General features: G+C 53.5%; 23 protein-coding genes. 14 read left to right on the top strand and 9 right to left on the bottom strand.

Annotated elements, in window-relative coordinates:
* Positions 1–60: 60 nt before the first annotated feature.
* From P398_RS0114030 to P398_RS0114020, 3 genes are all read left to right on the top strand, one after another.
* A complete protein-coding gene (locus tag P398_RS0114030) occupies positions 61–1,152 on the top strand; it encodes a DUF445 domain-containing protein (protein WP_051638964.1) in 1,092 nt (363 codons plus the stop codon).
* A 35-nt stretch (positions 1,153–1,187) separates the two neighbouring features.
* Positions 1,188–1,559 (top strand): YlbF family regulator, encoded by a 372-nt coding sequence (locus P398_RS0114025; protein ID WP_024371783.1) that lies wholly within the window; start codon positions 1,188–1,190, stop codon positions 1,557–1,559.
* 157 nt (positions 1,560–1,716) lie between these two features.
* Positions 1,717–3,465 (top strand): SLC13 family permease, encoded by a 1,749-nt coding sequence (locus P398_RS0114020; RefSeq protein ID WP_235263428.1) that lies wholly within the window; start codon positions 1,717–1,719, stop codon positions 3,463–3,465.
* Positions 3,466–3,511: 46 nt separating this feature from the next.
* On the opposite strand, the gene P398_RS0114015 is transcribed toward P398_RS0114020, so the two are convergent.
* The 3 genes from P398_RS0114015 to P398_RS0114005 are packed head-to-tail and all read right to left on the bottom strand — an operon-like array spanning position 3,512 to position 5,822.
* Positions 3,512–3,730 (bottom strand): YhzD family protein, encoded by a 219-nt coding sequence (locus P398_RS0114015; protein ID WP_029335830.1) that lies wholly within the window; start codon positions 3,728–3,730, stop codon positions 3,512–3,514.
* Positions 3,731–3,770: 40 nt separating this feature from the next.
* Positions 3,771–4,862, bottom strand: a complete 1,092-nt coding sequence (gene dinB / locus P398_RS0114010) for a DNA polymerase IV (RefSeq protein ID WP_029335828.1) — start codon at positions 4,860–4,862, stop codon at positions 3,771–3,773.
* A gap of 36 nt (positions 4,863–4,898) precedes the next feature.
* Positions 4,899–5,822, bottom strand: a complete 924-nt coding sequence (locus P398_RS0114005) for a CorA family divalent cation transporter (protein ID WP_051638921.1) — start codon at positions 5,820–5,822, stop codon at positions 4,899–4,901.
* Between the two features lie 115 nt (positions 5,823–5,937).
* Here P398_RS0114005 and P398_RS0114000 point away from each other — a divergent pair, with 115 nt between their 5' ends.
* Positions 5,938–6,864, top strand: coding sequence for an HD domain-containing protein (locus P398_RS0114000; protein ID WP_029335825.1), 927 nt, complete (start codon positions 5,938–5,940; stop codon positions 6,862–6,864).
* A gap of 40 nt (positions 6,865–6,904) precedes the next feature.
* On the opposite strand, the gene P398_RS16195 is transcribed toward P398_RS0114000, so the two are convergent.
* Complete coding sequence (locus P398_RS16195) at positions 6,905–7,894, bottom strand: peptidylprolyl isomerase (RefSeq protein ID WP_024371789.1); 990 nt, start codon at positions 7,892–7,894, stop codon at positions 6,905–6,907.
* A 152-nt stretch (positions 7,895–8,046) separates the two neighbouring features.
* Between P398_RS16195 and P398_RS0113990 the strand changes: the two genes are divergently transcribed.
* Entirely contained in the window at positions 8,047–8,385 is a 339-nt protein-coding gene (locus P398_RS0113990; RefSeq protein ID WP_231557553.1) for a DUF1878 family protein, read from the top strand.
* Here P398_RS0113990 and P398_RS0113985 read toward each other — a convergent pair.
* Positions 8,369–8,932, bottom strand: a complete 564-nt coding sequence (locus tag P398_RS0113985) for an HTH-type transcriptional regulator Hpr (RefSeq protein ID WP_024371791.1) — start codon at positions 8,930–8,932, stop codon at positions 8,369–8,371. The genes P398_RS0113990 and P398_RS0113985 overlap by 17 nt on opposite strands.
* A gap of 60 nt (positions 8,933–8,992) precedes the next feature.
* Complete coding sequence (locus tag P398_RS0113980; protein WP_235263421.1) at positions 8,993–9,280, bottom strand: hypothetical protein; 288 nt, start codon at positions 9,278–9,280, stop codon at positions 8,993–8,995.
* Positions 9,281–9,517: 237 nt separating this feature from the next.
* Between P398_RS0113980 and P398_RS0113975 the strand changes: the two genes are divergently transcribed.
* The gene (locus P398_RS0113975) at positions 9,518–9,853 is read left to right on the top strand and encodes a hypothetical protein (protein ID WP_024371793.1); all 336 of its coding nucleotides are present in this window, start codon (positions 9,518–9,520) and stop codon (positions 9,851–9,853) included.
* 37 nt (positions 9,854–9,890) lie between these two features.
* Here P398_RS0113975 and P398_RS0113970 read toward each other — a convergent pair whose 3' ends face one another.
* Positions 9,891–10,319 (bottom strand): HIT family protein, encoded by a 429-nt coding sequence (locus tag P398_RS0113970; protein WP_029335820.1) that lies wholly within the window; start codon positions 10,317–10,319, stop codon positions 9,891–9,893.
* Positions 10,320–10,449: 130 nt separating this feature from the next.
* On the opposite strand from P398_RS0113970, the gene P398_RS16425 reads away from it, so the two are divergent.
* Positions 10,450–11,490: a hypothetical protein gene (locus P398_RS16425; protein ID WP_051638920.1), complete on the top strand. Its 1,041-nt coding sequence runs from the start codon at positions 10,450–10,452 to the stop codon at positions 11,488–11,490.
* 52 nt (positions 11,491–11,542) lie between these two features.
* Here the strand turns inward: P398_RS16425 and P398_RS0113950 are convergent, their stop codons facing one another.
* Positions 11,543–11,794 carry a GlsB/YeaQ/YmgE family stress response membrane protein gene (locus tag P398_RS0113950; protein WP_024371796.1) on the bottom strand — a complete coding sequence of 84 codons (252 nt, stop codon included), beginning with the start codon at positions 11,792–11,794 and terminating at the stop codon, positions 11,543–11,545.
* Positions 11,795–11,960: 166 nt separating this feature from the next.
* Here P398_RS0113950 and P398_RS0113945 point away from each other — a divergent pair, with 166 nt between their 5' ends.
* Together P398_RS0113945 and P398_RS0113940 are read left to right on the top strand one after the other, a co-directional pair.
* Complete coding sequence (locus P398_RS0113945) at positions 11,961–12,698, top strand: ABC transporter ATP-binding protein (protein WP_024371797.1); 738 nt, start codon at positions 11,961–11,963, stop codon at positions 12,696–12,698.
* The gene (locus P398_RS0113940; RefSeq protein ID WP_081828313.1) at positions 12,695–13,825 is read left to right on the top strand and encodes an ABC transporter permease; all 1,131 of its coding nucleotides are present in this window, start codon (positions 12,695–12,697) and stop codon (positions 13,823–13,825) included. Before P398_RS0113945 ends, P398_RS0113940 begins: the two co-directional genes overlap by 4 nt.
* A 41-nt stretch (positions 13,826–13,866) precedes the next feature.
* Here the strand turns inward: P398_RS0113940 and P398_RS0113935 are convergent, their stop codons facing one another.
* A complete protein-coding gene (locus P398_RS0113935; protein ID WP_024371799.1) occupies positions 13,867–15,165 on the bottom strand; it encodes an ammonium transporter in 1,299 nt (432 codons plus the stop codon).
* A 130-nt stretch (positions 15,166–15,295) separates the two neighbouring features.
* Here P398_RS0113935 and P398_RS0113930 point away from each other — a divergent pair, with 130 nt between their 5' ends.
* The 5 genes from P398_RS0113930 to P398_RS0113910 all read left to right on the top strand — a co-directional run bounded on the left by P398_RS0113930 (position 15,296) and on the right by P398_RS0113910 (position 20,047).
* On the top strand, positions 15,296–15,601 hold the full coding sequence (locus P398_RS0113930; RefSeq protein ID WP_029335814.1) for a MerR family transcriptional regulator: 306 nt from the start codon (positions 15,296–15,298) through the stop codon (positions 15,599–15,601).
* A gap of 116 nt (positions 15,602–15,717) precedes the next feature.
* Positions 15,718–16,767: a uroporphyrinogen decarboxylase gene (gene hemE / locus P398_RS0113925; RefSeq protein WP_029335812.1), complete on the top strand. Its 1,050-nt coding sequence runs from the start codon at positions 15,718–15,720 to the stop codon at positions 16,765–16,767.
* A complete protein-coding gene (gene hemH / locus P398_RS0113920) occupies positions 16,764–17,693 on the top strand; it encodes a ferrochelatase (RefSeq protein ID WP_029335810.1) in 930 nt (309 codons plus the stop codon). The genes hemE and hemH overlap by 4 nt, the downstream gene beginning before the upstream one ends.
* Positions 17,686–19,071 (top strand): protoporphyrinogen oxidase, encoded by a 1,386-nt coding sequence (gene hemG / locus P398_RS0113915; protein WP_029335809.1) that lies wholly within the window; start codon positions 17,686–17,688, stop codon positions 19,069–19,071. Before hemH ends, hemG begins: the two co-directional genes overlap by 8 nt.
* Before the next feature lie 88 nt (positions 19,072–19,159).
* Positions 19,160–20,047, top strand: coding sequence for a Cof-type HAD-IIB family hydrolase (locus P398_RS0113910; protein ID WP_235263419.1), 888 nt, complete (start codon positions 19,160–19,162; stop codon positions 20,045–20,047).
* Positions 20,048–20,072 lie beyond the last annotated feature (25 nt).

Genomic DNA, 20,072 nt, shown 5'->3' with positions numbered 1-20,072 from the left:
AATGTATCATATTTCAGATCGGAGGCAGACAGTTTGGATAGTCTACTAAAAATATTCATCATGATCGCCATCGGGGCGACAATCGGGGGAGTGACGAACTTCTTCGCCATCAAAATGTTGTTCCGGCCGCACGAGCCGAAGTATATCGGCAAGCTACGCGTGCCCTTCACACCTGGGCTCATCCCGAAGCGGCGCGACGAATTGGCGACGAGCCTCGGGAAAACCGTCGTGAAGCATTTGCTGACACCGGAAGGGATGCGCAAGCGCCTGCTAGACGAGCAAGTCAGCAGCCACATCACCCATTTCGTACAAGGGGAAGTACGAACGATGCTTCGCTCGGAAAAGACCGTTCGAATGCTCATCGAACCGCTCTATCCAGACGTCGAGACACGTGTCTTGACGGCAGCGGATGCGAAGTTGCGAGAGGAGCTCGGACACGTGCTCCAAGACGTCAAGTCGCGAAAGCTGTATGAGCTGCTCGGGGAAGAAGGGATGGACCGCGTCCGCGCCATCGTCCCGGAGATCGTCGATACGATGCTCATCAAGTCCGAAGAATACTTTTATTCGACCGAAGGAGAGGAACAACTCCGTCATATGGTCGATTCGTTCGTTCAGCGCCGGCTCGGCTTTATCGCTGGCTTCATTCAAAACGTCAATTTTGTCGAGATGATTCGCCCGGAGATCATTAACATTCTGCGCGGCAGCTCGACCCGGACCGGTATGGCGACGATGATCACACGCGAGTTCGAGCGGTTCAGCGAACGGCCGGTCGCCACGTTCCTCGACGATCGTTTAGAAGCGCGACTCATCGACGGTGTCGTCACCGAAATCGTCACACGTTTGCCGGTCGCGAGTCTGCTCGACCGGACCGTTTACTCGTATACGCGAGATGTGGAGAAGCAAGTCGTCGAAGAACTTGTCCCGAAAGGTGTGACGCTCGTCATCATCCGATTCACGGACGAGATGGAGACGATCATGGACCGATTGAAAATCGACCAAATCGTCCAAGAACAAGTTCGATCCCTCGACACGTCGTACCTCGAAGAGATCGTCTTATCGATCTCAAAACGTGAGTTCCGGGCAATAACATGGCTTGGGGCGCTATTAGGTGGTATGATTGGATTGATTCAAGGGTTGATCGCCATCATCTGAATGGCACGCCCTAATAGCTTTTAGGAGGACGTCACATGTCACAAACAAACTTGTACGATCATGCTTACCAATTGGAGAAAGCACTTCGCGATTCTGAAGAGTTCACAAACCTCTCTTCACTATACGACCGTGTCAATGCGGATGCAGAAGCGAACCAGTTGTTCGCTGACTTCCGTGAAATCCAAATGACGCTTCAACAGAAGCAAATGCAAGGCGAAGAGATCTCAGAACAAGAGATGATGGACGCCCAAACAAAAATGATGAACGTTCAACAGAACGAGTTGATCATGGAGCTCATGCAAGAAGAGCAACGGATGCACCAACTTGTCACAGAAGTGACGAAAATCATTATGAAACCACTCGAAGAGCTGTACGCTCCGATGGTGAACGAAAACGAAGTTCAATAATGTGTGATCACGGATGGCCACGGCCATCCGTTTTTTTTGTTGATGAACTTGTCAAACTCAATATGATAACGCTTACATAATAAGTGGTATAATACCTTTGTACGATATTTCACAAGAGAGGGTGGACGTCATGGTCACCTTGGCGATTCTTGCCGTTATGATTCTGTTTTTCATCGGGGGCTGGCTCCGGGCCGATCTCGTCGCGCTCATCGGTTTATTGTTCCTCGTCTTGACAAACCAACTGACGCCGGTCGAGGCGATGGCTGGTTTTTCGAATACGGTCGTCCTCATGATTGCCGGATTGTTCATCGTCGGCGCGGGTCTGTTTCATACCGGTCTCGCCGAGCGTCTTGGAGCCGCGCTCATCCCGTATGCGAAAGGGAGCGAGGTGCGTCTATTCTTCGTCCTCATGGTCACAGTGACGGTACTGTCGAGCCTCATGTCGAACACGGGGACGGTCGCGCTCTTGATCCCGGTCGTTCTCGCCATGTCGCGCCAGATGGGGACGAGTCCGGCGAAATTGCTCATGCCGCTCGCATTTTTCTCGAGTATAGGCGGCACGATGACGATTATCGGAACCCCGCCGAACCTTGTCGCCGCAGAGGCGCTCCGGAGTGCCGGGGGCGAGACGTTAGGCTTCTTCTCGCTCTTGCCGATCGGTCTCGTCGCAGCCGCGGTCGGTTTGCTTTACTTTTACGTGATAGGAAATCGGTTGTTGGATGTTGGTGACGTACCGGAATCGGTCGCACCTCATCCGATGATGCCGCCGCTGAGCGTATATGCGTTCCATGTCCGGAAAGGGCATCCGCTCATCGGTCGTGAGCTGCGCGAGACGTTATGGTCCCGCCACGGGCTGACAGTGCTCGGAGAACGGAGAAAAGGGTTGGTCCACCGCCTTCACGCCGCGCGGGCGGACACGGTGCTCCATGAGGGACGTCTGCTCGTCAGTGGGGCCGAAGAAGACGTCCATCGCATCGCGCGACAAGAAGGGTTGCGTTATGAGCACGTCTCACCGAGAGACGTCTACGGGAAAGAGGCGGGGGTCGTCATCTTTACGATACCGGCTGACAGCCCGCTCATCGGGCGCTGTTTGAAAGAGAGCCGTCTCCGCAATCGATACGGTTTGAACGTCTTGCGCGTGATTCGTCCGAACGAGGAGATCGCGATGACGAAATTGAAAGACGTTCGCCTCGAGCAAGGAGATATGCTCGTCGCCCAAGGAGAGTGGGGGGACTTGGAGAAAGTCGGAGACGAGACGCACTTGCTGCTCGCGAATGAGCGGGTGGCCGACGTGGCGAACCGAGCCGTATCGGAGCGGCATCAGCTCGCCGCCGGTATCATCATGGCCGGAATGGTCGCGCTGCTCGTTTTCGAATGGGTCGACCCGACCGTCGCCGTCTGGATGGCGGCGCTGGCGATGGTGCTCACCGGTGCGGTCCGTCATATGGACGTCGCCTATCAATCGATTCAATGGTCGTCGCTCTTATTGATCGCGGCGATGATCCCGGTCGGCAAAGCGCTCGAGAATGCGGGAGTGATGGCGTGGCTCGTCACGTGGATCAGCGAGTCGTTCGGGCGGTCTGGACCGATTTGGGTGCTCATCGCGGTGTTCGGGGCGACGATGATCCTCAGTCAGATCATCTCGAACACCGCGACGGCCGTCTTGTTCGCACCTCTGGCGTTGTCACTCGCAACGGCGCTCGAGGTCAGTCCGGTACCACTCGTCGTCGCCGTCGCTATCGCGGCGTCGCTCGCCTTTATGACCCCGTTCGGTTCGCCGACGAACGCGATGGTGTTCGGCATCGGGGGCTATCGGTTCATAGACTTTGTCAAAGTCGGCCTGCCGCTTCAAGTCGTGACGGCCGTTATCGCCATTCTTACGATATTGATCACGTTCCCATTTTAATCATGGAAAAGCGCCCGGGTGCTCGTTGAGCCCAGGGCGCTTCATGTCACGATGCGGTACCTTTTAGCTTCCCAGGAAGCTTGCAGCGCTCGAAATATATCATTTGGCCGTGCCGGACGATGCGCGCCCCTTTCCCTTCATGGTTCGCCTCTCGCAACCGTAAGAGCCCTTTCTCTTTCGCCTCGTGGTCGTCCGTCGCTTCGAGCGTCTCATTCAAGACGATGGTGCCGTCGTTTTCGAACGCGGTGATCGTATACTGTGCCATCTCCATTGCCCCCTTTGTCTTCATTGTACTGAATGGCTATTCATTCTTCAAGGGGAGGTGTCGTCAACTCTTCGAATGTGAGCTGTCGCGTCGACTCGGTGCGGGGAATCAAATCGGAGACGGTCATCCCGATCAAGCGTACCGGTTCATTGATGCCCATCTCGTCAAACAGACGACGGGCGAGCCGCTTGATCTCATCATGGTCGTGTGTCGGGTGGTTCAACTTGATCTGATGACTGCGTGCCTGAAACTCGCTCGTCTTGATTTTGATCGTCACCGTCTGGCAACTGAGCTCGCGACGGTCAAGCTGGCGCAAGACGTCCTCGATCTCCGGGACGACGCGCTCATACACTTCTTCCGGGTCGTCGAGGTCGAAGGCGAACGTCGTCTCAGACCCGATCGACTTCCGCTCACGCGTCGGGACGACCGGTCTGCTGTCGCGCCCGTGGGCGAGTTCATACAGTTGGATGCCGCGATCATGGCCGAAGATGGCTTTCAGTTGCGCGCTGTCTGCCCGTTGCAGGTCGGCGATCGTCTCGAAGCCGTGCTTGAATAAGATTTGTGCTGTCACTTTTCCGACGCCGTGCATCGCGGTGATCGACAGCGGGGCAAGGAACGTTTCAACTTCGGGCGCCGTGACGACGGTCAGCCCGTTCGGCTTGTCAAAACCGGAAGCGATTTTAGCGACGAACTTTGAGGGGGCGACGCCGGCCGAGGCGGTGAGTCCCGTCTGGCGTTTGATCTCCCCGAGAATATAGCGGGCCACATACGTGCCGGACGTGCTCATGAGTGTGTTCTCAGTGACGTCCAAGTACGCTTCGTCGAGCGACAACGGTTCGACGAGCGGTGTCACGGACTTGAAGATCCGCATCACTTGCTCGCTCACTTGACGGTACGCCTGGAAACGGGGTTTGACGAACGTCGCCTGCGGACAAAGGGCGAACGCACGCCGCGAGGACATGGCGCTATGAACCCCGTATTTTCGCGCCTCGTAGGAACACGTCGCGACGACGCCACGACTATGAGGCGCACCGCCGACGATGACCGGCTTGTCCCTTAAATGGGGACGGTCTCGCTGTTCGACAGATGCATAAAACGCATCCATATCGACGTGGATGATGAGACGATCCATGGATATCCCCTTTCTATATTAAATAGGATACGTCTATTATACCGAACTTTTGTTCGTTGTTTTATCTTTTTGTCTTCTAATGGCTTGCTTTGTGTTCACTTGGGTCGGGAACTGCAAGAGCGAGCCGATCCAATTTTTCCGTTTCAACCATACTTGAATGACGACGGTGAAGACGAGAATCATTGCCCAGGCGAAAACGTACCCGAGCGGCCAGTCGAGCTCGGGCATCTCTTTGAAGTTCATTCCCCAGATGGCACCGAACGCGACGACAGGCGTCGTGAGCGCCGTGAAGACGGTGAGCGCCTTCATGATCTCGTTCCCGCGAAAGTTTGACAGCGTCGCGGCGAGGTCGGTCATCGCGATGACATCGTCTTGATAGTGTTCAATCGATCCGAGCAGTCGTTCGACTCGATACGTCGCGAGTCGATACGGCTTCATCTGCTTCAAGTCCAAGTCGAGGAACGCCTCACGACCGGCCTGAAGAAGTTCCCGATACGGGACGACCGTATCCGACCAGCGTTCGATCTCGCTGCGGAGCCCGAAGATCTCGTTCATGAACTCGGGCGGTACTTGCCCGCTCATCTCGCGCTGTGCGATCATGAGCCGTTCCTCGTATTCGTCGATGCCGTGGAAATAGTAGTCCATCTTTTCAGCGAGCAACTCATAAAACGCCTCAAGCGGCGTCTCGTAACGTTTCGCCTTCACGACTTCACAAAACAAGTCGCCAAACCCGATCGTCCAGAGGAAATCAGGCCCAACAAAGTAATGTCCGACCTTTTGTGGTTCACGTTCGAGCTGTTCATAGTCGAGGGTGAGCGAGCCATACATATAGTTCTCGCCGACGATGATTTTCGTGACGTTCGCTGTCGTCAATTGATCGAGCCAATACGTGTACGCTTCCTCGTAACGATTGTCGATGTGCACGGATTCCTCGGGCCGTGTGTACCAGTTCCACTTCATGTTCTATTCCTCCAATTCGATTCTCTTTCAACTATTCCCGAATTGAGAAGAAAGTTGGCATCTCACGAGAAGTTTCGTTAAGATGGAGGTACTGAATTAGAGAGAGGTGCTAACATTGGCGACAAAAATCGGACAGCTCAAAGTGGGCGATACGTTAGACCAATATGTGATGATCAAACAATCTTACCGGGGACTGGCCGGCAACGGCAAACCGTACTTAACGCTCATTTTATGTGACGAGAGCGGGGAGATCGAGACGAAGCTGTGGGACAGTGCCGATACGGAGAAATATGCGATGAAAAAGATTGTTCACGCTTCGGGTGAAGTGATGGACTATCGCGGACGGACGCAATTGAAGCTGAAGCAAATTTCCATCATCGAGGGTGAGACGGATATCGCACCGTACGTCCGGTCGGCACCCGTCGCGAAATCAGAACTCGAGACGACGATCCGGTCATACATCGAGTCGATTCGTCATGATGGGATGCGACAGCTCGTCGAGGCAATCGTCGAACGCAACGAAGAGGCGTACTTCACGTACCCGGCTGCCGTGCGCCACCATCACGCCGTCTATTCGGGTCTCGCGTTCCACGTCATGTCGATGTTGAAGCTCGCCGAGACGATGTGTGACTTGTATCCGCAGTTGAACCGGGACCTGCTCGTCTCAGGGGTCGTCTTACACGACTTGGCGAAAGTCATCGAGCTGTCGGACGCAATCACACCGGAATACACGCTCGAAGGAAAGCTGCTCGGACACTTGTCATTGATGGCATCTGAAATTGAAGTCATCGCGCGAGAACTCGGCACCGACCGTGAAGTCGTGACATTGTTGCAACATCTCGTCCTCAGCCACCACGGCAAGCCGGAGTGGGGATCGGCGAACGCACCGCAACTGCCGGAAGCGGAAATGTTATTCTTCATCGACAACATCGATGCGCGGATGAACATGTTCGACAAGGCGTTCGAAGGCGTCGAGCCGGGGACGTTCACCGAACGGGTCATGGCGCTCGACAACCGTGCTTTCTATAAACCGAACCTATGAAAAAACGGTCGCTCTCGTTGTGAGAGCGACCGTTTTTGGCTTATTGTTCAGTTGATTCTTCAGCTGGTGCTTCTTCTGATGCTTTCACAGCTTCCTTGACTGCATCAAACTGTTGTGATGCTTTCGCATCTTTCACGTCGACGTTATACTTCTCGATCAACTCGGCATAGATCTTGTTCGCGTCAACCGATGCAGCTTTCTCGGCTGCGAGTTCTTCACGGATGCGATCTTTCTCGTCTTCGAGTTTGAGATCTTTCTCTTTCCGGTCGACGACTTTGATGATGTGGTAACCGAACTGCGATTGAACAGGTTCAGAAATCTCACCGACGACGTCTTCACGGAACGAATACTCTTCGAACTCAGGGACCATCGCGCCGGCTGAGAAGTAGCCGAGATCGCCGCCTTGTGCGCCTGAACCGGTATCTGTCGACTTCTCTTTAGCGAGTTCAGCGAAGTCCGCTCCGTCGTTCAATTGCTTGATGATGTCTTGTGCTTCTTCTTCTGTCTCGACGAGGATATGGCTCGCTTGGACTTCAACGTTTTCTTTCGCGAATTGCGCTTCGATCTCTTCATCTGTCACATCGACAAGTTCAGATTTCGCTGCATCGACGAGCATTTGGCCGCGAAGGGCTTCTTTAAACTCGTCTGTGCCTGTCATGCCGGCTTGTTGAATCGCTTGCTCGAACTCTTCTTTCGAGTTGAACTGCTCTTCAGTTTTGCTGTACTCTTCGTCGACTTTATCTTGTTCGACTTTGTCGCCGTATTCTTTCTCAAGGAGCTCGTTCATCGTTTCTTGGAACGCGAGTTGCGGGACCATGCGGTCGTAACTCATATTCGCGATTTCACCGCGTGTGATCTCGCCGCCTTCGAATGAGACGACAGTTGAGTCATCTGATGCGCCGCCGCCGTTCGTCGCTGCGTACGTACCGCCTGCACCGATTACGAGTGCGAGAGCAGATGCGCCGACGAGGGCGCCCGTTGAAAATTTCTTATCTTGTTTTTTTGGTTCATTCGTCATTCCGTTTGACATATATTCCACCCCTAAAAATCTATAAGTTTCTTATGTCCGACTATATCACATTTTCCTAATCATGACAGCTGTTCTGTTACCTGTACCGTATCATAGCACACAAACGTATCGTATAATGATGAAAGAGAATGTGAAATGATGGGGTGGGAAACGTGTCGTTAGAAGAGAAAGTCAAACAATTGTCATACCAGATGGAGCTGTTGATGAAATCGGTCGACTGGTCGGATCGTCCGTTTGAATATGAAATCATCCGGGCGAATTTGACGAAAGAGGATGTGGAAGCCTTCCACACGTTATTGGAGGAAATCCGGCAACAACAAAACGAGCAAGGGCGGTACGGTCTCTCGTCCGTAGAGCCACTGCTCGTCAGTTTCGTCGGTATGTTACATCCGGCGCTTGATCCTGAGAAAATTTTAGCCGCGTGTGTCAAGCAACAAATCGAGCTTGATGTGACGGAGCCGCTTTATCAGCAGGTCAAGCTTCTTTCGTGACCTCGTCTTCTTCCGGACGGCGTCCGGCTTCTTCGGTGATCATTTTCGACGTCTCAGCGAAGATATCCATGAAGTTGTCGCCATAGAGACGGCGGACGATCGCGGTGATGTCGGTCAAGTCAGGATATTTCCCGTATAACTCTTGAAGCGGGAGCGAGGCACGGAAAACACCGTTCTCTTCCGGGTCGAAGGCGTGAATCGTCTCAAGCAGGAGCGCCTCGCCTTCAGGCGTCAACTGGACGTACGTATTACGTTTGTCCGTCTCTTTTTTAGAGAACGTGAGCAAACCGCGGTCTTCAAGCTTCTTTGAGAAGTTGAACGCCGTCGATACGTGCATGACGCCGTATTTCGCGATCTCAGAAATCGAGGCACCGCCTAACGCGTGGGCAATCCATAAAATATGGTGCTCGTTTATGTTCAAATCGAACGGTTTGATCCAATTCTGCCAGTCTTTCTCGACCGTCTTCCACAATGCTTTGCTGAGTTGAATGATTTTATGGCTATACAGCATGGCCTCGGGGCCAGTGAACTCTTTTTCGTGATCCATCTCGATCCATCCTTTCCGGATACAAAGTGACTAAAACGACGGACGATGACGACAGACAAATCAGTCAGTCTGTTTCGCTTTCGTTTCGGTCATATCTGACTGTACGTTCGAAAGCTCGTTAAGGTTTCCTTGGATCCGCTCGATAGAAGGCTGAATGTCTTGTTGATAGCGTTCGACTTCGGCTTTCACTTGATCCGCCAATTCTTTCCCTTGCAGCTTGCCTGCCTGTGCGACGTGCGATGTGTCAGACGCAACTTTTTTGAATTGTTCTTTCAACGTAGTGATTGTAGACGCCCGATGCTGCTTCGATGCGGCATCGTTTGCCGTTCCACGAGCGAGTTTTCGCATCGTCGCAACCCCTAAAAACGCTACGACAAAGCCGAAAGCAACCCATTCTCGACGATTGTGACTCGACAATACATTCCCCTCCTCAAGCACGATGATGCTAGAATACATTCTTTTCATATTATTTTACCAAAAAAGAGAGATTAAAAACCTATATCTCAAATAAAATTTTTCAGAACATTCAATTTTGACCGAAAAATCATTTTATTTTAGAATGTAGGTAAAGGAAGGTGACCTCCAGTGAACAAGCAAAAGCGTTGGGTCGACGACATGTTGGACTTGTATAACGCTGCGATACGACTCGGGGATGACACTTGGGCACACACAATCATGGAAGCACTCGAGGCGGGATATGAAGCATCAGAACAGAGCGAACAGGAGCGCAAGCAAACGTTGCTTGAAAAGCGACTCGTCGAAATAGATGCCCGCCTACATGAATTACGAAAAGAATTTGAACAAGCCGAATCTGTCAAATCGCGTCAGCAGTTGTACGAGCAGGCAATCAAATTACAAGTCGAACGGGCACAAATCGATGAGGAACGGAAACGCCACCTCGATTCGATCAATTCAACATAAACCAACACGGACCGGGCATATGCCCGGTCCGTGTCGTTTAAACGTATTGTTTGATTTGAGTGGCCAGCTGTTTGAGCGTTTCTTGCGAATACTCGTCCATGTGTGTTTCCCATTTCGCGCCGAAGCCATCGTCGTGGCCAAAACGCGGGATCAAATGAATATGAAAATGATAGACGGTCTGACCGGCGATTTCCTCGGCGTTGGACAGAACGTTCATCCCGATGGCGCCGGTCTGACGTTGAATCGCGTTCGCGATTTTCGGGACGGTCTGGAAGACGTCCGCCGCAATGTTTTCCGGGAGCTCATAGACGTTTCGGGCGTGGTGTTTTGGAATGACGAGCGTATGTCCGTTCGTCACTTGCGAGATGTCGAGGAAAGCGACGACGTCATCGTCTTCGTACACTTTGTGAGAAGGGATCTCGTTCTTGACGATTTTACAAAAAATACAGTTGTCTTCTGTGTGCATGGCACGTCCTCCATTCTGAAATGACTGTTCCACTTCATCATAACATGGAAATTCGGGCGGAAGAACGATTGTCCTGTCGATGGATGCCGACATACAATAGAATAAAACGAGATAGAGAGGAGGGAAACGCTTGGCGTATGAACGGACGAAAAAGAGCGTACCGAAGCGCCGCCTTCGGATATGGTTGGCCGGCGGGGGCGTCCTCGCTGTTGTCGCCATCCTCGTGTACGTATACGGTTATCGGCCGGCCGCAGAAAACGAGAACATTCACGTCCGGTTCAAAGAGGCGCTGCTCACGGAAGATATCGCGTTCTTCGAACAGACGGTCGAATACGCCAACGTTCCGCTCACGCGGGCCGAGGCCATCCGTTTTGTCCGATGGTTGAACGATGAGCCGGCGCTTCGAGGCGAGGCGATCGCCGAGGTGGCACGGGATCGTCAACAGACTTCGGACGGAGAAGGACTGTTCCGCTTGACCGACACAGGGGAGGGGCGGTTCGGTTTTGCCGATTATCAGATCGAATTGTTGCCGCAACGCCTCACCGTGACAGCAGACAGACCGCTGACGAACGTGTGGGTGGACGGAACGCAAGCGGGACGGGTAGAAAAAACAGGTGATACCGTCACCATCAATCGGATGCCCGGCCGATATGACGTGAAGGCGGTCGCGGTCGTAGGTGGAGAGACGATAGTGAAGGAAGAAACCGTGACGCTCGTCGAGGCGGCCGAGCTCGCATTCGAGCTTGAGGCGGAAACCGGCGAGACAATCGCGGGGCAGTTCGATATCGAACGTCTGGAGTTGATCGCGATTGAGGTCGAGGCGCGGACGGGACATCCGCTCGAGACGATGGATGGGCTCATGAACAAACGGGAAAGCACGGTCCTCGAGCAACTAGGTGAACCGAGCGACCAAAACGGCGTCTGGCGGTATGAAGGGTTCGATGTGACGTTTGAGAACGGGCGGGTGAACCGGATCGACATCGACTTGGATAAACGTCCCGACGATATGATCGCGTTGCTTGGGGAACCGGAGAAACGGATTGATACCGAGCTTGGCACGGAGTGGCGTTATGACCGTTCGTTCATCGAATCGATTTTCACGCTGTTCGGTCTCCAGACGGATAAACGCTTCATTGAACGGGACGGCAAGCTATACGTCGTCATCAGCTGAACGTGAAACGGGACCCTCGTAGTCGAGGGTCCCGTTTTCGGTAGGCATTTGATTAGCGTTTACGCATAGATTTCATGACGAACGATACGATCAAGATTAAGATAATCGCACCGAGAAGTGCTGGTACGATTGCGATGCCGCCAACTGCAGGACCGAAGTCACCGAAGATGAGGCCACCGAGCCAAGCACCGATGATACCAGCGATGATGTTACCGATAACGCCACCTGGCACATCCTTACCTAAAATAAGACCTGCTAACCAACCGATAATACCCCCGACGATTAATGTGATAATCCAACCCATAAAACATTCTCCTTTCTGTTTTGTCCATTGTCCTGACCTACATTTTTATGGAACAATGGAAGTGATGAATAAGTTTTAAAATGCCTTACAGTTCAGATTATTCCCATGTGACAGCTTTTAAAACATATATCACAAAAAAAAGTTGAAAATGAGGGGTGGAGTTTTCATGTTGCACGTCGACAAGTTAAACGGCGGTTATATAGGTAAACAAGTGTTGCACGACGTCACGTTCGAAGTCGGAAAAGGGGAGCTTGTCGGGCTGATAGGGCTAAACGGAGCCGGGAAATCGACGACGATCAAACACATTTTGGGGTTGCTTGAACCCGTTTCTGGAACGGTCACGGTCGGTGGGGAAACTGTCCAATCGTCTGAAAAAAACTATCGCAAAAAAATAAGTTATATACCTGAGACCCCTATTTTGTACGACACGTTGACCTTGCGTGAACATTTGACGCTCATGGGGAAAGCGTATGAGATACGTGAAAAGGATTTAGAAGAACGGACAGCACAGCTCGCCAAAAATATGCGGATGGAGAAGCAACTTGACTGGTTTCCGTCGGTCTTCTCGAAAGGTATGCGGCAAAAGGCGATGATCCTTTGTGCGCTCGTGACGAAGACGCCGCTCCTCATCGTCGACGAACCGTTTGTCGGGCTCGATCCGCTCGCGATCCGTCAACTGCTCCAATTATTTGACGAGTATAAAGAAGAGAGTGCGATTTTAATGTCGACGCACATCTTAGAGACGGCAGAGCGACACTGTGATCGTTTCGTCTTTTTACATCAAGGCGCGGTCATCGCCACAGGGACAGCGAGCGAGTTACGTGAGAAATACGCGCTCGCACCGGATGCAACGCTCGACGATATTTACGTCGAGGCGATTGACGCCGAGGAGCGGACGAGATGAACGTGTTTCGCACCCGGTTCGGCGTCTGGATGGAAGAGGTCGTGAAATATAGCCGCTACGTGGCGAATGGCGGTTTGTTGTTCACGTTATACTTCACTTTGATTTATGGCGCTTTCGTGTATAACCAGTTTTTGAACGGGCTGGACACGTCGTTCCCGAGCGAGTGGGTCGTCGCGTTGGCTTTCCTTGTCTTGCCGCTCGGTCACCGGCCGAGAACGCTAATACGAGAAGCCGACCAAGTGTTTTTATTGCCTGAACTCGGAAGCATTCGCTCGTACATGAACGGCGTCCGCTTGTTCAACGTCGTCTTCGCGAGCATCCGCGCCCTCGTCCTCATGCTCGTCCTCTTGCCGCTCCTCGTCAGGACGCTTGAGCTGACGTCAGCGGAGGTGTTTGCCCTCGTCTTCGCGAGCATCTTGCTCTCGGTCGTCGGCCGCCTCGCGAAGTTGGAAGGAATCCGTTTCGTAGGGGTCGCGAGTGCCGTGGCCAGCGGCGGCTTAATGTTTCTCGGGATGCCGTTGTTGACGCCGTTACCGGCGCTTGCCGCGCTCGTCTTCCTTCATATAAGACGGTACGAACGGATCCCGCTCCTGGAGTGGCTCGCCCTCGAACAGACGAGCAAGGCACAGTTTAATCGGATCGTCAGTTGGTTCGTCGACTTGCCGGAGATGCGTGAAGAAGTGAAAGAGCGCAAGCTCGTCGTGAAGATGATTGAACGTTCGGTGCTCGCCCGTGCGGATGCGGCGCGTTATATGTACGGTTTACGCATCGCACGGTCGAAAGACTCGCTCGACTTGATCATTCGGCTGTCGCTCGTCGCGGTGCTCGTCATGTGGCTCGCTGGCGGTTGGTACGTTGGCATCGTCGTGCCCTTGTTTGTCGGCTTGACGGCGCTACAACTCGTGCCGCTCTTCAAACGGCTCGACACGGTCTCGATCGCGTCGTGGCTGCCGATCACCCGCCTCGAACGTCTCACGGCTTATAAGTGGTGGACGCTCCGCCTTCTCGTCGGACAGGCGCTCGGACTATGTGTCGTCTCACTCTTCTTTGGGGCGAGCTGGGACGCTCTCGTCGGACTGCTAGTTGCTTACGGGATTGTGCGGTACTATTTGTCGAGATTGACATGAAAACAAGGACACCCACGCGATGGGTGTCCTTGTTTGTGACGTTATTTCTTCGGTGACATGACCGAGACGCTCGAACCGAGTATTTTCGGAAGGCGTGCCGGCGTGTCCGGTTGTGCTTCGATTTCTCCGTAAGCCGAGACGCCATGCTCGGCGATGTCGAGGCCGATGTCTTCTTGTTCTTCCGTGACACGAAGCCCAATCGTCACGTCGAGAAGTTTCAAGAACGCGTAGCTTCCGCCACCAGCGATGACCATGGCGATCAAGACGCCGAGCGCCTGGACGCCGAGTTGACCGAGACCGCCGCCGTAGAAGAGGCCGGCCGATCCGATGCCGGTGATCTCGACGAGTCGTGGTGAGGCGAAGAAACCGAGGGCGAGCGTCCCGATGATTCCAGCGACGCCGTGAACGGAGAAGGCGCAGAGCGGGTCGTCGACGTATTTCGCCATGAGAATGCTCGTTCCGTATGTCGCGACCGCAGCGAGCGCCCCGATGATGACGGCGGCCCATGGCTCGACGAACGCACAAGCGGCCGTGATGGCGACGAGCGCTCCGAGGACACCGTTGACGACCGTCGGGATGTCCGCTTTCTTCCGGTGGACCATGACGATGGCGAGCGCACCGAGTGCGCCGGCAGCTGTAGCGAGCATCGTTGTCAATGCGACGTAACCGAAGAACCCGTCAGCGACTGACATCGTCGATCCGGCGTTGAATCCGAACCAGCAAAGCCAAAGGACGAGTCCACCGACGACCGTTAGGACGTGGTTGTGACCAGCGAGTGATTCGGTCTTCCGGCGTGGTTTCAAGATGATCGTCGCCATGAGCGCGGCCATCCCGCCTTGGAGGTGGACGACGGCCGAACCGGCAAAGTCTTGCATTCCCATCGAGCCGAGCAATCCACCGGCCCAGACCGAGCGAGCGACGATCGGGTAGAGGATGGCGACGAAGAAGATGCCGAACAAAACGTAAGCGGAAAGTTTGGCTCGTTCCGCGAAGCCGCCCCAAGCGATAGCGAGTGCGACCGCGACGAACGATAACTGGAACAAGAATTTGATGTCGATTGAGACGTTCGCCCAATCAAGGCTTGTGAACGAACCGTTCAAGAAGAATCCTTCTGTTCCGAACCAGCGTGTCCCGTCCCCGAAGGATAGTCCGAACCCGACAGCCCAAAAAGCAAGTGCCGCCACAGAGAGGCTGATAATTTGTTTGACGGCGACGTGCCCGGCGTTTTTCGCCCGGAGTGTCCCTGTTTCTAGCAGGCCAAAGCCAAGTTGCATCGTTAAAACGAGCAATGCCGCGATGAGTACGAACAGCGTGTCCATATAATACATAATGTCTTCCATGTTGCGATTCCTCCTTTTTTTCATTGGTGTGGGTGAAAAGTTGTTTTCAGTTTAAGTCGAAATATTCGAGGTGGATTGCATTTTGTCAGATTATCTGACATAGTTTTTTCAAAAGGGAGGAGCGGGCAGCGTGGACTATAAATCCAAGAAAGTGATTGGGATGGGCGTCATCACTGAATTGACAGGACTTTCTGAGCGTCAGGTCCGCTATTATGAAGCGAAAGGACTCATCTTTCCTGAACGTACGAAAGGCGGGTCACGTAAATATTCTTTCCATGACGTCGAACGACTGATCGATGTCGCTTCGAAACTTGAAGACGGTTGGCGCATTCAAGACATTAAAGACCGAGAGAAGCGTCTGTCGACGAACCAGCGTGACGAATTGATTCGTGGTCAGCTCAACTCGGCGTTCCGCACGTATCCGACAAAAAAATGACACAAAGTAAACACAATGAAAATGCTTCACATTAGCATTATTCTAATTCATTTCTGTATAATGTTTTTGAGTTCACATACCTATAGAAGAAGAGTGTAGGAGAAATAAAGAGGGGAATGACGCGACGTATGAACGATACTATTTTAAAGGCGTTTCGAGGAGAGGCGACAGACTATGTGCCTGTCTGGTATATGCGCCAAGCGGGACGCTATCAGCCGGAATATCGGGAGATCAAAAAGACGAGGACGCTGTTTGAGATCACGCACGATGCGGAACTGTGCGCCTATGTGACCGAGCTTCCAGTCAAGCAACTCGGTGTCGACGCGGCCATTCTGTACAAGGACATCATGACGCCACTGCCATCGATGGGTGTCGACGTCGAGATCAAGAGCGGCATCGGTCCGGTCATTGACAATCCGTACCGGACGATGGAAGACGTCGAGAGCTTGAAACCGCTCAACACGGATGATATCGCTTACGTGTTTGAGACGATCCGTTTGCTCCGGGAACGTCTCGATGTACCACTCATCGGGTTCTCAGGGGCACCGTTCACACTCGCGAGCTATATGATCGAAGGTGGCCCATCGAAGAGCTACCACCGGACGAAAGCGCTCATGTACGCGGAACCGGACGTTTGGAACGCGCTCATGGAAAAATTGGGGGATATGGTCATCACTTACGCGAAAGCGCAGGCCGAGGCTGGCATCCAAGCGTTCCAATTGTTCGACTCGTGGGTCGGGACGCTTAGCCGGAAAGACTACGCTCGTTACATCAAGCCGACGACGGAACGCATCTTTAACGAATTGCGTCCGCTCGATATCCCGCTCATCATGCACGGTGTCGGTGCGAGCCATCAAGTTGAAGAGTGGAACAGCTTGCCGATCGACGTCGTCGGTCTCGACTGGCGCTTGTCTGTCCAAGAAGCCCGCGACCGTGGTGTCACGAAAGCAGTCCAAGGAAACTTGGATCCGTCGTTCTTGCTTGCACCATGGCCGGTCATCGAGGAGAAAGTGAAAGAGATTCTTGATGAAGGCATGAAACAACCAGGGTACGTCTTCAACTTGGGACATGGGGTGTTCCCAGAAGTCGACCCGGCCGTACTCGTCAAATTGACAGCATTCATCCACGATTACTCACGTGAAAAAATGGGAGGCAAATCATCATGAAAACAGTCGGACTACTCGTAATGGCTTATGGCACACCGTACAAGCCGGAAGACATCGAACGTTATTACACGCACATCCGTTATGGCCGGAAGCCGTCACCGGAAGCGCTTCAAGATTTGACAGAGCGCTATGAGGCGATCGGCGGGGTATCCCCGCTCGCGAAGATCACGATCGATCAAGCGGAAGCGCTTCGTGACATCTTGAACGAGCGTCATGCCGGTGAGATCGAGTTCAAATTGTATATCGGTCTGAAGCACATCGAACCGTTCGTCGAAGATGCTGTCGCGCAAATGGCGAACGATGGCATCAAAGAAGCGGTGTCGGTCGTATTGGCTCCGCACTACTCGTCATATAGCGTCAAGTCATACAACGGACGCGCCCATGAGGAAGCGGCCAAATACGGCATCGAGATTCGTTCGGTTGAATCATGGTACGATGAGCCGAAATTCATCAACTGGTGGGCAGAGGCGATCAAAGAAACGTTCGCGAACTTGCCGGTACCGGCCGAGAAGGCGTGCTTGATCGTGTCGGCACACAGTCTCCCTGAGAAGATTTTGGCCGGCGGTGACCCGTACCCAGATCAATTGAAAGAGACGGCGGACAAAATCGCGCAAGCGGCCGGTGTCCCGCACTATGAGGTCGGTTGGCAGTCAGAAGGCAACACACCTGACCCTTGGATCGGGCCTGACGTCCAAGACTTGACGGCTGAACTTTATGAAAAGCATGGCTATGAGGCGTTTGTGTATACGCCGGTCGGATTCGTCGCAGACCACCTCGAAGTTCTCTTCGACAACGATGTGGAATGTAAAGTCGTCTGTGATCGTCTCGGCGTTCACTACGCGCGTCCGAACATGCCAAACGCGGAGCGGAGCTTCATCGAGGCCATCGCGGATCGGATGGAAAGCGTGATCGTGCATCATGCGTAATTTGACGATTGTCGGCGGTGGGATCACAGGTCTCACCGCCGCTTTTTATGCCGAACGCTATTTGCCGGAAGACGTATCGATCACGTTGCTTGAAGCGAGCGGTCGACTCGGCGGTAAAATCGACACGTTCGAGACGGGGGAGTTCGCGGTTGAGCGCGGTCCCGACTCTTACGTGTTTCGGAAGACGGCGATGACGGAGTTGATTCAAAATGTCGGACTCGGCGATGAGATCGTCCGCAACGGCGTCGGTCAGGCGTATGTGTTGCACCGTGACGGCCTTCATCCGATCCCGAAACAGACGGTGATGGGGATCCCGCTCGATGTCGACGCATTTAAAGACACGACGCTCTTATCGGAAGAAGAACACGCTGCGCTTCGGGAGATGTTATTGTCGCCACCGGACGTGGCCCCCCCGGAGACAGACGTCTCGCTAGGTCTCTATTTGCGTGAGCGTGTCGGAGACCCGATCGTCGACCGTTTGATCGAACCGCTCTTGTCTGGCATTTACGCCGGCGATATCGACAAGATGAGCGCGTTGTCGACGTTCCCGCAGTTCATCGAAGGGGAGAAGCGGTACGGGAACTTATACGAAGGGATGCGTCACCTGCGTCCCGAGCAACGCGTCGCCGAAGTCGGCGCGAAGAAAGTCGGTCAGTTCGCCTCGCTCAAGCGTGGATTGAAATCACTGACGGACCGGATCGCGGAACGGCTCGAACGGACGGAGATCATCTTGAACTGTTCGGTCGAGCAGGTCGAGGAAATCGACGGCGGGTATCGCCTGCTCACGAATCGCAGCGACATCGACTCCGAACGCCTCATCTTGACCGTGCCACCGCGACTCATTCGTCAGTTTTTGCCGAAAGTCGACAGCGATTTTTTGGCTGAGATGAAACCGCACGCCACGGCGACGTGTTCGCTCGTCTTTAAAGAAGGAGACATTGAACTCCCGTTCGTCGGGACCGGCTTTGTCACGAGTCAAGAAGCGGACGTCGTGATCACGGCGTGCACATTCATCGATCAAAAGTGGCCGCACGCCGTGCCGGATGGCTATCATGTCCTTCGCGTCTTCCTCGGTCGTCCGGGTGCCGATGACATCGTTGAGGCATCGGACGAAGAGATTGTCGCGACGGCGCTCCGTGATCTCGGGGGATTGATGACGATACACAGGAAGCCAAGTCAAACCGTCGTCAGCCGTTTACGTGACGGGCTACCGCCGTATGCAGTGTTCCATTCAGACCGTGTCAGAGCACTCCGGGCCGAGATGGGCCGTGTCTATCCGGGCGTGTTGTTGGCCGGGATTGCTTATGACGGGATCGGCATACCGGACTGTATTAACAGTGTCCATGAACAAATCAAACAGATGGCCGCACAAGGTTAAGGATTTATGAAGAGAGGTGCCGGATTTTTCCGCCGGCCTCTCTTTTTGTTATAGTTAGAAGCGAAAGAGAAAAAAGGAGTGGATGTTGATGACAACGTATAAACTGTTCGTATCGGACATGGATGGCACAATCTTGCACAACCACACAAAAATTGCGCCGGAAACGGCTGAAATCGTTCGCGCCGCCGAAGAGCAAGGAATTCGCTTTGCGATTGCGACGGGACGCAATTACTTCAACGCGAAAGAGATTCTCGATGAGGTCGGCCTCACGTGCCCGATCGTCTCGTCCAACGGGGGACGGGTGTTGACGGAGACGGGAGACGTGCTCCATGAGATCGACTTGACGACGGAAGAGGCGCTCGAGGTCGTATCGGTGCTGCATCAAGATCATAAGTATTCGGACGTGTTCTATGAGATGTATTCGGAAGCCGGGCTCGTCGCGAGTCGTCTTGATTTGATTGAGGCGACGATGGAGAACTTGAAGCAAAACGGCGACGACCGTTCGCTCGAGATGTATGAGTTCTTCCGTAAACGCTACTATGTCAACGAGGACGTTCGTCTCGTCGAAGACATCGAAGACTTCATCAAAAAGGAGGCCGGGCGCGTCTACAAGTTTATCGCCTTCTCAAGCCACTTTGAAAAAATGTCGTCGCTTTGGGCTGAAATCGATGAACGTGTCGAGGGCGTATACGTCACGTCTTCAGGCGATGACAACATCGAGGTGATGGCGAACGGGGCCGACAAAGGGCACGGTGTCCGGAAACTCGCCGAGTATTTCGGGGTCGACTTGTCCGAGGTCGTCGTCATCGGCGACAATTTGAACGATGTGCCGATGTTCGAGGTCGCCGGCAAGGCGATCGCGATGGCGAACAGTCATGATGAATTGATCAAAATCAGCCATCACGTCACCGAGCGTCATGACGAGTACGGCGTCGCCAACGCATTGAAGCGCGTCATGAACGGCGAATGGAAGTAATTCATTTGTCGAGGCGCTCACACGT

The sequence above is a fragment of the Exiguobacterium aurantiacum DSM 6208 genome (assembly GCF_000702585.1).
GTDB lineage: Bacteria > Bacillota > Bacilli > Exiguobacteriales > Exiguobacteriaceae > Exiguobacterium > Exiguobacterium aurantiacum.
The sequence above is the reverse complement of the archived record's forward strand: the minus strand, read 5'-3'. Positions and strand labels throughout refer to the sequence as shown.